Origin of the sequence: Wolbachia endosymbiont (group B) of Germaria angustata (genome assembly GCF_964026725.1) — a bacterium.
Lineage (GTDB): Bacteria > Pseudomonadota > Alphaproteobacteria > Rickettsiales > Anaplasmataceae > Wolbachia > Wolbachia pipientis_C.
Genome location: NZ_OZ034691.1, coordinates 893513 through 910372, shown reverse-complemented (window position 1 = coordinate 910372; position 16860 = coordinate 893513). Strand labels below are relative to the sequence as shown.

The window sequence follows — 16860 nt, the reverse complement described above, 5'->3', positions numbered from 1 at the left end:
ATCACTTTCCGTTAATTATAAAAACCATAATGTGCATGAAAATAATATAAATTCCGTAAATACTAGATTTTGCAGAAGATTTCCTTGAAGCTTTTCGCTTCAGAATTCTTCTGTTGCCGTCCCAGCCCCCCTTTCATTCCAGTCCTTTCTTCTGTCATCCCAGTGCTTGACACTGGGATCCAGGTGCGGCCACTTATTTAAAGTTAAGTTCCAGTGTCTGGGCACTGGAATGACATCTTTTTTCTGGAGACAAGTATATCTCAATGTTCGTACAGTTGTGTGTCTGGACACCGTAATGACACCGAAGGAGCTACTTGAATGACAAGAAGAGGGCAGGGCCCTCCTTGTATATTAGATATAGGCTGAGTTATGATCGTGATAAACGTGATCGCTTGCACAGTCGAACATTTTCACAAAACCATTCTCTAGATAGAGATTATATTCATGATGTTGATCTAATAACTCAAAGTTATCTTGTGTTTCTAAGCTGAAGTGACTTGAATCTGATAGCAATTCGTAATTTGGATTATCTATTTTACTAATGCTGCTTATTACTTTGCCATTACCATTTGATATAGCCAAACTATAACTATCACCATCCTTCATTATTTTGATGGATACCTTATCTTCAGGTAACACTATAAGCTTTTTCGTATCACTATCGTGAATTAGAAATTTGCCATCTTTAAAGTAATACTTGTCTTCCGGCAAAGCGCCAACCTTATAATCTGATGTGTGCAGTTTGTTCCAAAAATCTAACACAGATTGCTTATCTGCTCCTTCTGCTCTATTATACAAGGCTTTCACATCATTATAATCTATGATTACATTTGCCTTATGCTTTCCTTCTACATCTCTATCATAGCTCTTTTCTATTTTCAAGATTGTGTCTTTCAACACTACCTGCTCTTTCTCCTCCACTGAATCTGACCTTTTTGCCCTTGTTGGAATTTGTGGTTGATCAGACTGTATTTCACTATTGTCGTTTGATACAGTTCTCTCTTCAGCAACAACATTAGTAGTACTATGGCTCATGTTAACCTCTGTCTTAGTTTCACTTACTTGCCCTTTTGGACTTTCGGTTTGTTTCTCTTTTGTGAATATTCTCTGATAGTCAGTGTAGCCTCTATTAGTTTCACCGATATCGCCATCACCTTGATCAAAAGTTATTTTTTTACTTCCATTTCCCATATCCTCAATTTCAACTTGAGGAGAAACAGATGCTAGGAAATCGTTATAACTGTAGTTATAATCAGCAGAAAAGAATATTTTTCCTTTGAAGTTATGGAAATTATTAGATAACATTCCAATTTCTTCATCAGTATCACCATCAAATAGTTTTACTTTAGTGAAATATCTTTGATTGTTGATTCTCACTATTTCACCACTCGAGTTTCTTTGTATCTGATAATCATTTGGATCATGTTTAATGGTAAAAAGTTTACCAGGGGCATATTTTTCTAAGTTTATAAGGCCCACATTTATATGTTTATGAGAATAATCTCTCTTTTCATATTCATGTGCAAATACTGGGTCAATATATTTGTATTCGTCTGGTATGCTACTATATTCTCTTCCTTCAGAATCAGATGGTGCTAATTTATATTGTCCATCTTTTTCCACCAATTTTAGGTGAGTAACATTGCCTGGCAATTGAAACCTTACGTTTTTTCCATGATCATGAATGAACAAGTTACTTTCATTTATAACTTCACCTCTTTCATTTTTTATCTCTTCAGTAATATAGAAACCCATATTTTTGAATGCATGTAGATTTTCGCCTCCTTGCTTTACAACCGCTTCGTATACATCGTCGTCTGTTCTATCAGTCCCTTTATCATCCAATAATGTTTCTTTTTCTACGATTACGCCGCTTTCTCTTTGCTCATCAGAATATTGAGCATGCTTTGAATCCTGATGATTTAGAATTTTGGTCCCTCTAAGAAGCAGAGAATCTAAATCTTTTTGAATGTGTCCAGTGCTAGGATGCAACAATTCATTTTCATGTAAATGTGCTTCATCAAAGTATTCATCACGTTCAACTGTTCTACCGTCTATTAAAGAAGCTTTATAATGACCATTTTCTTTTGTAATAGCCATATAAGCACCACCGTCATATTGAGTATTCAAGTTGTGCAATATGTCCTCAAAAACAAAAGTTTCTTTAGTTTGACCTTCAACTTGCTTAAAAAAGCCCGATTCGCTCGACAACTCTCCAAGCTTTGTATTCCCATCATATATAGATAGTGCACCCATATCTCCGTGACCAAGAGCTTTGATAGAGAAAACTTTACCTTCTTGTAGATTAATATGAGCACCTCTGATTAGGTTTGGATCGATATTGACCATCTCTTCTAACATCTTTTCTACGTCAATGTTCTGAGTTTCTTTTACTTGTTTCAAGCCAGCGTTTATGGTTTTATCAAGCAAATCATCTTTCAGTTGTGTATATTTGTCCTGTGTAGCATTATATAATCTCTTATCTTCATTATGATAATTAGTGCTGGCTGAATTGCATTTTTCTACAAATTTCGCATAAGAGATCTCTCCTCTTTTGTATTGCTCGTATGCATCATGACGCTGTGTTTCTTCCTGTTCACGCAGGCTTTTCAACACATCATTATATTTTATATCCTTCTGCTTATCTAAGTCTTCTTTCCTATCATAGTAAGATTTTCTAAGATCTTCACCATGTTTTGATAATATCCTCAAAGCTTGCATTTTATACTCTTGACTGTTTTGATATTCATTACCTTGTTGATCAGAGTAAGTCAGCTTAACCTGCCCATCAGTAGTTTTTACTGCCTTTAAGAAATGATATTCCTTTGATATATCGAGGTTATCATTTGTTGCCCTATTAATAGCACGAGCAACATCATAAAATGCAACATGTTCTACAGGAGAAAAACTTCCAACGTTTTCTCCATCTATCTTTTCTATATTTGCTTTATAGTAGGATATGTTTTTAATTTTTCCACCCACTATTCCTTGACCAGTTGCTATAAAATCTCCTTTTGTAACTTGCAAAGCGTTGAGATGTTCCATTGCAGTTTCTGTATCATTCTCAGCAAGCCAACTTTTGAAGTCAGTATCATGTCCTTTTATGTCTTTCAAGAAACTTTTTGATTCATCTGAGTTACCTTGACGTAAAGCATCTAGGTAGTCTCTTAATAAACTAGGATCTTTTTCCTGTAAGTACATTATCAACGCATGACCAGTTTTATACACTAAACTGTTTTCTTTACCATTGGCTGAGTATTGTAAATTTAAAATTCCACCTAGATCCAAATTTGCGGCTTCAGTTTTATCAATGCTTGACCCTTGAGCATTGAACTTGTGATCTGAATGATGTTCAAAGTAATCTGCAATTCCCTCCATTAATACTGTAGGTAGAGATTTTCCTCCTGTAGCCAAGTAAGTTAAACCATGTGCAAATTCATGCTGAAGGTTATGAACGCCACCTTGCTGATAGACATACATCTCAGCAAAAACATCAGCTTCTCCTTTGTAGTAACATTTACCACCCTCATCTCCAAGGTAAGAACCAAAACGTTTGCTTCCGCCAAGATGAGTGTAATCAGCCTTATCATCAAACACATAAATTTTGAACGTTTGTTCTGAGCTACCAGGCTCCAACTTAAATGCATCTTTAAAATTAGTAGCTGTTTCTCTTATTTCACTTTCAATTTTAGCAACTTTACTTGCTCTTAAATCGTGAGAATAAACCTCTACTTTAATATTTAAATCTTTAACTTCTATAACATGCTTATCGTTAAAATATTCTTCTTTAGTTATATTTTTATTTACTTGTTGATTAATTGTCATAATTCTAACCTCTAATTTATTAGTCTTTACAATATCAAGCATAAAGTGACTCATCTGAAAAAAACGTAAATTCTTATATTGGTATAATTTATATCTTAATAAAAAAGTATAGATAGTTAACTTAATATGTAACATTTAGAATGTGGCTAAAATTCTATAGCTGACCTTAGGTGGCTGCTAACAAGTAACGGAATTATAAATATTAAGAAATTTATCAATTTTAAAAAAGGCAAAAAAATCCCTATGTAGCGAGTTTTGACCCTATAACAATGTAAATTGGCGTTGTAATAATGTGCTAACAAGCGCGATTTGGCTGAATGTAGAAAAAATTTAAAAAGTCGCTATAATTTTTATGTAATTTGCCAATAAATATCTGAGTTTTTTACTGAATTTTGTTATTAAATCTGCGGAGATTAAAAACAAGGATAAATACTCTTGTTACTATAGTAAGGAAGGTAAGAAGGTTTGTCAAGGAATTTCATCCAGCAAGAATCTAAAAGCAAATTGACTTTCATTTCACTGAAACACTATACTAAAGCTACGATGGGTAATTAGCTCAGTTGGTAGAGCACTTGCTTGACGTGCAAGGGGTCGCTGGTTCGAGCCCAGTGTTACCCACGTTTTTTTGCTCATAAAAAGATTTTATATGACAGCAGTGCACAATGGCAAACACTCAATAGCAGAGTCTAAGCGCTTAATTTATTCCATAATAATAGTTGCAATAACAATGCTTATGGAGATAGCAGGTGGAATAATTTCACATTCGCTTGCTCTGTTATCAGATGCAGGACATATGCTCACTGATCTTTTTGCCTTGGTTTTAAGCTGGATAGCGCACAAATTTTCAGCTAAGAAATCTGATTTACAGAGGTCATATGGGTATCACAGATTGCAGATAATTGCAGCATTTGTTAATGGTTTAACTCTATTTTTCATTGCAGCGGTCATTATAATTGAATCAATAAAGAGATTCATTTGTCCAGTCAATGTGGAATGGAAAGTAATGCTAATAATTGCCACACTTGGCCTAATCTCTAACATTATAGTCTTTTTTATATTACATAGTAAATGCGAAAGTAATATAAACATAAAAAGTGCTGTATTGCATGTTATCGGAGATATTTTAGGTTCTGTAGCTGCTATACTTGCATCCATAATTATCATGTTTACCGGATGGCAAATAGTGGACCCTATTTTGTCAGTATTTGTCAGTGTAATAATCTTAAACAGTGGATATAAAATTCTCAAGAATTCTTGCCATATACTCCTTGAAGGTACACCTGAGAGTGTATCTGCTGAGGAGATAAAAAGTGAGATTGTATCTAAGTTACCTGAAGTGATAGATGTGCATCATATACATGCATGGTCACTATCTGATAATTATTTTATACTTACTATGCATGCCAAGATAAAGCAAAATGGGCAACATACTAATATTCTGTATGAGATAAAAAAAATACTATTAAATAGATTTGAAATTGCACACTCTACAGTTGAAATTGAATACGATGAGTGCGTAGACAGTAAAATACTTAAGCATTGACATCTATAGGCTATTTGTTATTACTACAATATCATAATATTATAGAGAGTAGGCTATGATAGGTATTTCCCAAATACAATTTCCTGGAAAGGATTCTTACAGATTAAAGACAGCAAGTTACTTCGCAGCTTTTGTTTCTTTAAGCATTTTAGTTAATCCTGCCAATGTCTTTTTATCTTTTGCCACATTGTTTTTTAGATCTGAAATAAAAACTTTTTACGTTTATAAAGACATAAAAGCTGCAAAGCAGGAAAAAATAAGTAAAAAGGAATATTGGGAAATATTTTTTGAGAAAAATAAAATTAAGATAGCATCTTTCCTTTTATTTTTTGCTTCTGTAACATATCTAACCTTTACAACTACTTTTCTGCTCGTTTCGTTACTTGCAACAATACCACTTGCAATGGTTTTAATTCTATTACAAAGTGAATTAAGGCCAAAGGATTTTAATCCATTTACGTTACTCAAAGCTGCTATAAGTTTCTTTTTAGAAGGCATAAAAGAAAATACTCGCAGTATGACAAATAAGTTTGATGGTACTTATGAGCATTTACTGCCCCATCAATTAAATAATGATATCATTAAAAATATTGACAAATTAAAAGATAAATATACTGAACAAGTATCTGAAGACACTATTAATAATGAGGGATTTAAAGAATTTATTGAATATATAAATCACTTACATATGCTTGATGGCCAACCATTTAGTAATGAGAATAAGGGAAAATTAGTAATGTTTTTGCAAGATTTTTGCAAAGGTAATGAGAAACATAGCTCTGGCTTCACTGGTGGACAAATTCTTCTGTTAGTTCTTAGAGCCTGCAATGATGGAGATAGAGAAGATGTAAAAAATAAAAAAGACGCGTTGATTGCAAATTTACTAGATAGCCAAACTTTCTCTAGAAAAGAACGAATTCCTAACACATGTTTTACTGGTGTTATCTACAGAATGTTAAGTACATTAGAGGGTATTCATTCCGATCCAGAGATTAAATTTACACCACCTAGACAAATGCTCCTTACAGAAGCAGAAAATGAAGCACGTAAGTTTATGTTAGACAGGCTAAAAAATAAGAAAAACAGTAAAGAAATTCTTAGGGCTTGGCATAACGCCCAAAATAATTATGAAGATGATAAAAGTCAAAAAATAGTTGATGATTTTATTGCAGAAGTAAGCATTACTTTAATGAGAAGATTACTGAGTTTTACTTCTCAATATAGTGAACAAATTGTGCTGACGTTAATGAAAAATATTAACTCTGTAAAGTTAAATAAATTAGAGCACTTTGCGCTGTCTCAGCACATAACAAATGAACTACAGGGGGATGGTTTAGACGATCAACTCGAAAACATCAAAGGAAAAGTTTTTTTGGAGCTTTTAAACCAAAATTTACTTAGAACAGATTTTTTTCTCAAGGACTCATCTTTAACTGAAGCTAAGAGAATAGCTAGCAAAATAATAAAAGAAGAAGTGAAAGAATTAAAATTGAAAGCCAAGAAGACTATTAAGGGTCAAGTGGTCAGAATGTTAGATAGTTTAAGAACGTTACCACTAGAGAAAAGGTGTTATAGGGTATACACGGAACTGAGTAAAAATAGCAGAGACGATAAAGAAGAAATAAAGAAAATTCTGCAAGAAAAGCTAGCAATAACAGAAGCAGTGATAAATAACATGTTAAAAAAAGAAGCTTCACACAGGCTAGAGATAGAGATTAAAGATATTTATAATCAAAATAAGCGCAATGTAACCACACTTTATGAAAAAATACAAGAAGTGAAGCAAAGATTCATTGAAGATGAATTTTTAATACCTCAAGAAGTAGAGAGTATAACAAGAGTAAAAATTACAATCTTAAATAAAGAAGATAAAATAATACCATCAAGCAGTTTATCTCGTAGTTTAAGTGTCAGTGATTTAACATCTCATTGCTTATAAAAACTTATGCTCTCTGCCTTGCAGAAGATTTGCAATATTTTTGTAATGCTTCAAGAAAATTAATATCGCTACAGTGAGTAGTATAAGGAATAACTCCTTTTGAAAAAAGAAAGATGCTATAACAGCTGCTGCATTAGCAGCCAAGGAAGCAAGAGAGGAGTACCGAAAGATAAAAAATACTATTAGCCAGACAAATATAAATGCTAATGCTAATGCTATAGAAATGTTAAGTGCTACTAAAACTCCCAAAGTTGTTGCAACCCCCTTTCCTCCATTGAACCTTAGCCAAATAGGAAACATATGCCCTAGAACTGCTAAAATTGCAGATACATATATATAAAAATCGTTATTATCACAAAATTGTTGTGCTGTATAAACTGCGATAAACCCTTTAGAGGTATCCAGAAATAACGCAATAGCAGCAAGAAATTTATTTCCTGTCCTTGCAACATTTGTAGCGCCAATGTTTCCTGAACCTACTTCTCTTAAATTTATACCATTTATTTTTGCAATAATTAAGCTAAACGGTATTGAACCTAGTATGTAGGATAATATAAGAATTATATATTTCTCCATTATTCTAGCATCCTCTCTCTTGTCATCCCAGTGCGTGACACTGGGATCCAGCGAACTTTATTCGCAAACGAATCTAGTAGATAAATATAAAATTTTACATTAAAATATAACACTACGGTGGAACTATATGCAAAATAGATCCCAGTGTCACGCACTGGGATGACAAAAGGGAATTTTGCTATGAAAAGAAGATGGCACTGGAATGACATCTGTTGTTGTACCTTCATATGCCAGAATTTAATTAATTTTATTATTCCTTAGCCTTTTTAGATAACATTGAACTTCATTGTTAATCTGATTGCTAAACAGTATAAGTGCTGTCATATTGATGAGTGCTAAACAAGAGAATAAAGCCCCACCAATATTAGCAATAGCCATTATATCTTTAGACAAACTTGACAAAAATGCAACTACTACCACCGCTATACGATATATTACTACACTTTTTACACCAAACAAATACAGCCATCCCATTTCACAACAATATACAAATGAAATTACTGAGGAAAACGCAAACAAAGGCGCAGCGATGGTTAAAAGTATAGGAAACCAAGAAGAAACTGTTTCAAATGCTTTTTGGGTGATCAATATTCCCTCGCCAATGCCGGTCTGGTATGCACCTGATATTACTATTGTTATTCCTGTCAAGCAACAAATTAACATTGTATCAAAGCATGGTTCTATCATCGCAACCAGCCCAGTTCTAACTGGCTCCTCATCTTTAGCTACAGCGTGAGTAATTGCAGCAGAACCAACACCTGCTTCACTGGCAAAAATTGCCCTTTGAATTCCAGCAACAAATGCTCCTACTACTCCTCCACCAACAGCATTGAAGTCTATCATACTGGAAAACAATATTTTCAATGTATTGCTAAAATTGTGAATATTGAATGCAATGATTGTGACACAGCTCAAAATATATATGAGTGACATAATAGGAACTAGTGCAGAAGATACTCTAGCTATTCTCCTTATTCCACCGATAATTACCAGAGCAAGTAACGTAGAAATTATGGAAGAGAGAAACCAAGGATGACCATCTACCCAATTTGAATAGCCAGATAATATTGAAACCATTTGGTTAGTCTGAAATGCCACACTTCCACCAAGACCTGATAATATAAAAAATACTGCATATATTGCAGCTAGGACAATACCAAGTTTCTTAAATCCAAATTTCTCTAATCCATTTCTTATATATTGAAAGGGACCACTGAATAACTGCTCCTGGCCTTCTGTTCTGTGTCTGAATGCTAAAGTTACTTCAGCAAATTTTGTAGACATACCAAAAAAACCTGTAATCATCATCCAAGGTACCGCTCCTGGCCCTCCCATTGAAATTGCGATTGCAACACCAGCAACAGTTCCAAGGCCTACTGTGCTTGATAGCGCGGTTACAAATGCCTGAAAATGCGTAATGTGACCATCATGATGATCTGTGTCATATTTTCCACATAAAATAGCGAACGCATGCTTAAACATCCTTATGTTGAGAAATCTAAAACGTAGTGTTAGAAATATATAACCAAAGGCCAATAAAAGTATTATAAATGGTACGTGAAAGATCTTGAAAAACAACACTTCATTCATGAAGTTGCTTACTCCATTTAACGCAGTGTCATAACTTTTATGAAAAATTGAAGCAGCGTATACATCATTAAATGGTAGGCAAAATAACACCATATAAAGCATTCTATAAATCATGTTTAATACCTTTTGTAATAAGAGTCTATTGTATTTAAAACTTCCCTTCTCAGTAGATATATCACAACAGCATTTGGGATCATAAGGCACATAAACAGGCTATCACCTAAATAAGATATAAATTCTATATTTTTTGATATACAGCTGATATACACTGAACCTACTATAAAAAACTGAAGCAATATCAGTACTTTTTTGTTACCAAATAAGTACACTAGGGCAACTTCACAGTAGTAATAGTAAGCTATTATTGTGGAAAATGCAAAGGAAAACATTATCAGCGGGAGAGCTAGCTTGCTAAATAAAGGCAAGCCTGTTGAAAATGCTGAGCTAACTAACGTAATATCACCTACGGTATTAGTGCTATGCATATCGGTGATAATTATCACAATACCAGTCAAAAATGAGACTAATATTGTGTCTACAAATGGTGCAATCATTGCAACACTTCCAACTTTAACTGGGTCTTTCTCTTTTACAATCGAATGTGCTATAGCTGCTGTTCCAGTACCTGCTTCATTAGCAAACACTGACCTTCTTACCCCTGCTATTAATCCACTCAATACTCCACCTCCTATAGCTGATTTGTTAAAGATATCTTGAAATATTATAGATAGAGCATTCAGTAGATTATTTCCGTTTACACAGATTAAATATATACACATGCCTATATATAACATTATCATGATCGGCCCTAAACCTGTTGCAACTAAAGCAATTCGCTTTATTCCTCCCAGTATTACAATTAATACAAATAGCGAGATAATAACAGATATGTTGTATTCAAATAAGTTACTTGACAACGCTGCAATTTGATTTGCCTGAAATGGTATGCCGCCTAGAATCATTGCAACAAGCAGCATAACTGCGTAGATAAATGCAAGGAATTTGCCAGTCTTCATAAATCCAATCTTTGCAAGTCCATGTTCCATATAATAAAAAGCCCCACCAGTTGTGTTTTCAGAGCGATGAGTAAATGCAAGCACTACTTCAGCAAATTTTATTGACATGCCAAGTACCCCGGTAATTATCATCCAAAAAACTGCACTTGGCCCCCCTATTGTAATAGCTATTGCAACTCCTGATATTGTTCCAAGACCAACTGTTCCTGAAATTACCGTTGCAAATGCCTGAATGTGGGTGATTATGCCGTTATTATTATGGCTCTCTAGGTTGAATAGTGTTTGTATCCCATGTTTGAACAACCTAAAGTTAATGAATTTGAATCGAATCGTACAAAAAACCCCAGTTGCAATTACCCAAATAATTATAAATGGTATGTTGAATATCTTTATATATAAAAAAGAGTTTAATAGATCAGTTACTTTTATAATCATGCTGCTCACTATTTTTTATATAGCTGACTAGTTTTATATGCGTAATGTATATAAAGTCCGATACTTATTGGAATAGTCAAGATATAAACTGCACCTAAAATTGGTAGTGTTATCCAGGGCTTACTTATAAAAAATATGATCAATATTCCAAAAAATGACACAAATATATAAGATAAACTTTTAGGAACATAAATGTATTTTGCAGAGAAAGTTGGAATATGACTTATCGAAAAAAATGAAATGGCCAAAAAGTAACAAGCTGTATTCTTTACGTTAAAAAATTGCTCTATAAGAAGTAAATATTCACTTTCATGAGATTGAAAGGTAATAATTATTGGAAACAGAACAAGTAAAGCGCATACAGGAGCTGGAACACCAGAAAAGAAAAATTTTTTCCAGTATAATTGCTCTAAATGTAGCGAAACATTGAATCTTGCAAGTCTTATTGATATGCAGATTACATATATCATTACTAAAATCCATCCTATAACTTTAATTTCATTTAACTTCCAAAAATATAAAAGAAAAGCAGGTGCTGAACCAAAATTTAGAAAATCTGCAAAAGAATCGAGTTGTGCTCCAAAATCGCTAGTTGATTTTAAAATTCTGGCTATCCTGCCGTCCATTCCATCTATTATTGCTGCAATGATAATAAAAATTGCTGAAAATTCCCATTGTTCATTAAATGTGAATTTAAGTGAAGTAAGGCCAGCACATAAACCTAATAAGGTTATAAAGTTTGGGAATAACTTGGTAATAGGTAAAAATTTACTGTTACTTTCATCGTTATTCATATAACATCAAAAGTAAGCTTCTCTTGTTTATTAAAATCTGCTATAACTGTCTCACCGCCAATAACAGTTTGCCCTTCTGAAACTCTTACTTCTGTACCAATAGGAATATAAATATTTACTCTGCTACCAAATCTTATAATTCCAAATCTTTCACCTGCTTTTACGCTCTGAGATGTCCTCAAATTACAAACAATGCGGCGTGCGATAAATCCAGCTATTTGCTCTACAATGATTTCTTTTCCCTTCTCATATTCAATCGCAATAACCTGCTTTTCATTCTCATTACTAGACCTATTGCTTATTGCGGAAACAAACTTGCCTTTTTTATAACTCATTTCCTTTATTGTACCAGATATTGGTATACGATTAACGTGGACATTCAAAACACTTAGAAATATGCTAACAAGCGTAAACTTCTTTTCTTCTTCATTCTCTTCTGATAAAGAGTAACTAATTTCTTCTATCTTTGAAATTACACCATCAGCAGGGCTTAATATAAAGTCCTTATTGTTTGGTACAGCTCTTGCTGGATCACGAAAAAAATAGGTACATAATAACGTTGGAAATAAGCAAGTAATTCCAGCTCCACAAGATATAGAGAATGCTATACATGTTACGATAAAGGAAACAACTATAAATAAATAACCTTCTCTGTTTATATTAGGCAAACCAAAGCACATAATTTATTCTCAATAATTCATTATTAACAATTTATCATTTATAATTTCTCATGAAAAGCTTTTTTTTCACTGCTTCATTTTTGGAATGATTACATAAGCAAATGCTTATGTAATCATTGATGGGTGTTAAATTTTTAATAAAAATTAAAGATTTTTAGCTGTTCTTAATATTATTTTAATAAAAAATTAATAATAATTCTTAATAATATATGAATTGTTATGTTCTTAATTTCGTATGACAGGGGAAATAGAAAAAGATGAATCTCCTTCTCTACGAGATGCAATTCAGGGAGGTGATATTGAAGCTACAGAGCTGCTAATAAAGTTTGGTGCAGATGGTGTGCCGTAGAGATACAAAGAATGTTCAAGTAAGAGCAAACTAAGTGCAAAAGCTGCACAGTAGATGAGGGTAGGTCCCTCGGAGCCGGTTTACAAGAGCAGGCTTCAAACAACCATAAGCTGCTTTGGTAAGGTAGTGAGCGTTATGGAAAAGGCATAATTATATGTCATGTAAGGAATAGAGAGATGAACGAAAGTGAACCACTGATGAAGTGTCGAAACCTTTTAAATGACGTCAAAACCAGGGGGTCGTTTGTAACCTGGGATAAATCTATCGGGAGCTTGTTTACTGGATAGATGGCGTCCGGCATAAAGGTGGCATGAATCCATTTCAGGCTATTGTGTGGAACTACGGGAACCTGTCGTTTCGATGATAAGGGAGAAATCCAAGGAGCTAAACTCTAAGGATGAGAGTACCGATGCGAAAAACAGGGGCGGATCAGCTCGTAGTAGTGAAGAAGTTTCTGTAATGGAAATCGAGAGAAGGGGCTGAGTTATTTAGTTTTAATGATTTATCAACCGAAAGGGAGGAGTTAATGAGTAAAACAAAGTCTTTTGATATATCAAAGCAACTTATTTGGAGAGCTTATAAACAAGTATCGAAAAATAAAGGTGCTGCTGGTGTGGATGAGGTTTCGATAACAAAGGTTGAAGAAAATCTAAAAGATAATCTGTACAAACTATGGAATAGGATGTCATCCGGAAGTTATTTTCCAGAGCCGGTAAAAGCTGTTGTGATACCAAAAGATACAGGAGGGCAAAGAATTTTATGTGTTCCTTCAGTATTCGACAGGATAGGGCAAACGGCTGCTGCTATGTATCTAGAGCCGCTGGTAGAACCAAAATTTCATGAGGATTCATATGGTTATAGACCAAATAAGTCTGCACTGGATGCGGTAGATACAGCTCGTAAAAGATGCTGGAGGTACGATTGGACGATAGATCTTGATATATCTGGATTTTTCGACAATTTGGACCACGGCTTGGCATTGCAAGCTATCAAAAAGCACACAGACTGCAAATGGGTCATACTGTATGTTGAGAGGTGGATGAAAGCCCCCATTCAGCAAGCAGATGGCAGTAAGGTAGTTAGGGATAAAGGAGTTCCGCAAGGAGGTTCAATTAGCCCAATCATCTCTAATATATTCATGCATCATGTGTTTGATATATGGATGAAAAAGAACTACCCGACGGTACCATTTGAGAGGTATGTGGATGATGCGATAGTACACTGCAGAACAGAGAAACAGGCAGAGTTTGTGAAAGTAATGATCGAAGAAAGATTGGCTGAGTATAAGTTGAAATTACATCCTGAAAAGACACAGATAGTGTACTGTAAGGATGACAATAGGAGTGGTGGATTTCCTAAACAAAGTTTTGATTTTCTGGGTTACACATTCAGACCCAGGTTAGCAAGAAATAAAATAGGGAAATATTTTGTCTCATTTCTCCCAGCAATTAGCAACAAGGCCAAGAAAAAGATTACTACAACCATAAGGTCATGGAAAATGCTACGAAATACGCATATAACATTAGAGGAGATGTCAGGAAAAGTAAATCCAATAGTCAGAGGCTGGTATCAGTACTATGGCAAATTTTACAGAACTGAAGTATACAAATCTCTAAAGAATATAGAGCGGCATCTAGAAAAGTGGGTGAAAAGGAAATATAAGAGACTCAGGAGTCACGGAAGACTAGCAAGACAATTTCTAGGAAAGGTGAGAAAGAGGTCTCCGGATATTTTCTATCACTGGACACTAGGGTTAGGCCAAAAGGCTGAATAATGGAAGCTGTATAAATCAAGAGGTTTACGTACAGTTTTGCGAGAGACTGGTGGGGAAGTTCCACTGGTCTACTCTCCTTAACGCAAAAACTGAAAATCATGGCAAAGATGATTTAACACCAATGCACCTTGCAATTTTTGAAAACACGCCAGAGTTTATAGAATTGCTAGCTAGCAATGGTGCGTCAATTGATGAAAGAGAAAGCACTGAAGGACATACACCTTTTCACCTTGCTGCTTTATATGGAAATAAAAGTGTAATACAAGCCTTAGTTGATAAGGGACAGAATATTGAAGATATTGATAATAATGGGCGTACAGCTTTATTTTTAGCTATTAGGCAATGCACTGGAGCAGAGGGTGATAGCAGAATAGAAGTTATCGAGTATTTGATAAATAAACTCAAAGCAGACATAACGAAAAAAGATAATAATAACAACACAATACTTTTTCCTGCTGCTAATAATTGTCCTGGAAAAGTAGTGGAACTCATCATTAAACAATATATAGAAAGCTTTGGTAGAGATCGGTTGAAGAATTTTATCAACCACAAAAATAAAGCTGGAATGGATGCTTTGGATATTGCGCTCAATAGTGGAAATGAAGAGGCCATTGAAGTGCTTAGATCATATGGAGCAGACATTGAGAAGATAGAAGGTGAAAGTCGTCTATTTCGTACAGTAAAAGAAGGTGATATAGAAAAAACGGGGCTTCTTTTAGAGCAAGGGGCAAACATTAATATAAAAAATGGAAAGGGTCTTACTCCTTTAGATCTTGCGATGCAGGAAAACGATCAAGTCATGGCTCGATTCCTAAGAGAGAATAAAGCAAAAACAGGTTTAGAGATCAAAGTTCAGTTAGCGTCATTAGTTACGCTAACTATTATAACTCTTGGTTTAGCACTAGTAGTGTATTTTGTTGTGAAAGGTATTCAAGAAATTGCTGCACAAAAAACAGGCAGTACTCTCAATAATGTAGAAAGTACAAAGATAGAACCTCCTATCAAGCAAAAATAAAGCTTTTTACAGGTAGTTGATAAGTTTCTTGCTTTATTTACATTCTTTCTATAGTATGATATATTAATGTTAGAATAGGGTATGTTTGCAGGTCAAAATAATAATCAACAGCAAAATAGAAATAGAGTACAGGCTTTAATAGAAAGAGTGCAAAATGCTTACAACAACACTAATAAAATTAAAAGATTCATTAATATAGTTTTATTAGTAAGTATGATTCCTTCATTTTTTCTTCTTTTACAGCTCTCTTTGTATTTATCATTAGTAAATTATTTTTTCAAACCAAGGGAAAATGAAAAAAGATTATCAGCGTGGCCAAAAAATGTTATTAGAATAACATTAAGCATTTTTTTAATTATACACATTATTAATTCCTGTGTGCTTTTGGTACTGCCTATATTGTGCTTATGGTTGCTAAATAAATCACTCATTGAAGAAATACAGCAGTTTAACGATTTAATACAACAAATTCCAGAGGAAGAAAGGCCTATTTTCTTTCAAGATTTAGCAGCCATTCCTTTTATGGCACAAACTACTCATGATCCAAGTGCAGTTGCTAGTATAAACTTGAGTGTTGATAGACTCATAGAAAAGTATAAAGAGAATTTAAGCAAAGATGAATTCTATGTACAGCTAAATAGAGGCAACACAACCGACATTGAAGAGTACATCAAACAATCAAATGAATTTACAGAAGGCGATAAATCTCATGCACTTGAATGCTTAAGATTTATCAATAGAACAGGAGATAATTTTAAAGACAATCATAGTAAGTTAACACTAAAGCAAGCAGCTATTTTGTGTTGGAAAGCCTGCAATGATAGAAATACAGGGACAGAAAATCAAAGAACTCCTTTGAATGATGAAGACATAAAAAACAGAAAAGATATGTTTTTAAAAGGTCTTGTAGACGCTGCAACAACTTACGGTAATCAAGGTCAAAGTTGTGCAGGTGGAACATACAATAAATTATTTGAGTCTTTATCTGGCTTACATCCATCAGTGGTTATTACACTCGATGGAGAAGAGGCTAGAGCAATGATAAAAGAAACGATCACACAAAAATTCCCTGAAATGGCCAGAGCCAATTTCACCAATTTCTCTGGAACAGAACAAGAAAGGATCCGTAGCGAGTTACCAGAGTTATCATCTGAAACAGTAAGATATATTATGACTACGCATTCAGCTCTTGAGAGAAGGTGTCAAGAGTTCAGCAATAGATTAAACAATGATAAAAAGAATGAAATATTAGAAGAGTGTATGAGCAACTTATCCTGTGTTGCGCTAGAAAGTCCAATTGAAAGAAGAAGGTAAATTGTATTTG

General features: G+C 34.1%; 12 protein-coding genes, 1 tRNA gene and 1 pseudogene. 7 read left to right on the top strand and 7 right to left on the bottom strand.

What is annotated here, in order from left to right:
• Window positions 1-351: 351 nt before the first annotated feature.
• Entirely contained in the window at window positions 352-3867 is a 3516-nt protein-coding gene (locus AAGD63_RS04405) for a peptidase M2 (RefSeq protein ID WP_341813165.1), read from the bottom strand.
• Window positions 3868-4370: 503 nt separating this feature from the next.
• On the opposite strand from AAGD63_RS04405, the gene AAGD63_RS04400 reads away from it, so the two are divergent.
• The 3 genes from AAGD63_RS04400 to AAGD63_RS04390 all read left to right on the top strand — a co-directional run bounded on the left by AAGD63_RS04400 (window position 4371) and on the right by AAGD63_RS04390 (window position 7307).
• Window positions 4371-4443, top strand: a tRNA-Val gene (locus AAGD63_RS04400).
• A gap of 28 nt (window positions 4444-4471) precedes the next feature.
• On the top strand, window positions 4472-5368 hold the full coding sequence (locus AAGD63_RS04395) for a cation diffusion facilitator family transporter (protein ID WP_341813164.1): 897 nt from the start codon (window positions 4472-4474) through the stop codon (window positions 5366-5368).
• A gap of 55 nt (window positions 5369-5423) precedes the next feature.
• Entirely contained in the window at window positions 5424-7307 is a 1884-nt protein-coding gene (locus AAGD63_RS04390; protein WP_341813163.1) for a hypothetical protein, read from the top strand.
• On the opposite strand, the gene plsY is transcribed toward AAGD63_RS04390, so the two are convergent.
• The 6 genes from plsY to AAGD63_RS04360 are packed head-to-tail and all read right to left on the bottom strand — an operon-like array spanning window position 7302 to window position 12398.
• Entirely contained in the window at window positions 7302-7883 is a 582-nt protein-coding gene (gene plsY, locus AAGD63_RS04385) for a glycerol-3-phosphate 1-O-acyltransferase PlsY (protein ID WP_341813162.1), read from the bottom strand. The two genes, AAGD63_RS04390 and plsY, sit on opposite strands and share 6 nt — an antisense overlap.
• Window positions 7883-8110: a hypothetical protein gene (locus AAGD63_RS04380; protein ID WP_341813161.1), complete on the bottom strand. Its 228-nt coding sequence runs from the start codon at window positions 8108-8110 to the stop codon at window positions 7883-7885. Before AAGD63_RS04380 ends, plsY begins: the two co-directional genes overlap by 1 nt.
• A 10-nt stretch (window positions 8111-8120) precedes the next feature.
• Window positions 8121-9587 carry an amino acid carrier protein gene (locus tag AAGD63_RS04375; protein WP_341813160.1) on the bottom strand — a complete coding sequence of 489 codons (1467 nt, stop codon included), beginning with the start codon at window positions 9585-9587 and terminating at the stop codon, window positions 8121-8123.
• A gap of 2 nt (window positions 9588-9589) precedes the next feature.
• Complete coding sequence (locus AAGD63_RS04370) at window positions 9590-10924, bottom strand: amino acid carrier protein (protein WP_341813159.1); 1335 nt, start codon at window positions 10922-10924, stop codon at window positions 9590-9592.
• An 8-nt stretch (window positions 10925-10932) separates the two neighbouring features.
• A complete protein-coding gene (locus AAGD63_RS04365; RefSeq protein WP_341813158.1) occupies window positions 10933-11718 on the bottom strand; it encodes a CDP-alcohol phosphatidyltransferase family protein in 786 nt (261 codons plus the stop codon).
• Window positions 11715-12398 (bottom strand): phosphatidylserine decarboxylase, encoded by a 684-nt coding sequence (locus AAGD63_RS04360; RefSeq protein ID WP_341813157.1) that lies wholly within the window; start codon window positions 12396-12398, stop codon window positions 11715-11717. Before AAGD63_RS04360 ends, AAGD63_RS04365 begins: the two co-directional genes overlap by 4 nt.
• Window positions 12399-13080: 682 nt before the next feature.
• On the opposite strand from AAGD63_RS04360, the gene AAGD63_RS04355 reads away from it, so the two are divergent.
• From AAGD63_RS04355 to AAGD63_RS04340, 4 genes and pseudogenes are all read left to right on the top strand, one after another.
• Window positions 13081-13230, top strand: coding sequence for a hypothetical protein (locus AAGD63_RS04355; RefSeq protein WP_265024380.1), 150 nt, complete (start codon window positions 13081-13083; stop codon window positions 13228-13230).
• A gap of 43 nt (window positions 13231-13273) precedes the next feature.
• The gene (gene ltrA, locus AAGD63_RS04350; protein WP_341813156.1) at window positions 13274-14521 is read left to right on the top strand and encodes a group II intron reverse transcriptase/maturase; all 1248 of its coding nucleotides are present in this window, start codon (window positions 13274-13276) and stop codon (window positions 14519-14521) included.
• Window positions 14522-14597: 76 nt separating this feature from the next.
• Window positions 14598-15167, top strand: a pseudogene (locus AAGD63_RS04345) (ankyrin repeat domain-containing protein); the annotation flags it as partial.
• 450 nt (window positions 15168-15617) lie between these two features.
• Window positions 15618-16850, top strand: coding sequence for a hypothetical protein (locus AAGD63_RS04340; RefSeq protein WP_341813155.1), 1233 nt, complete (start codon window positions 15618-15620; stop codon window positions 16848-16850).
• Window positions 16851-16860 lie beyond the last annotated feature (10 nt).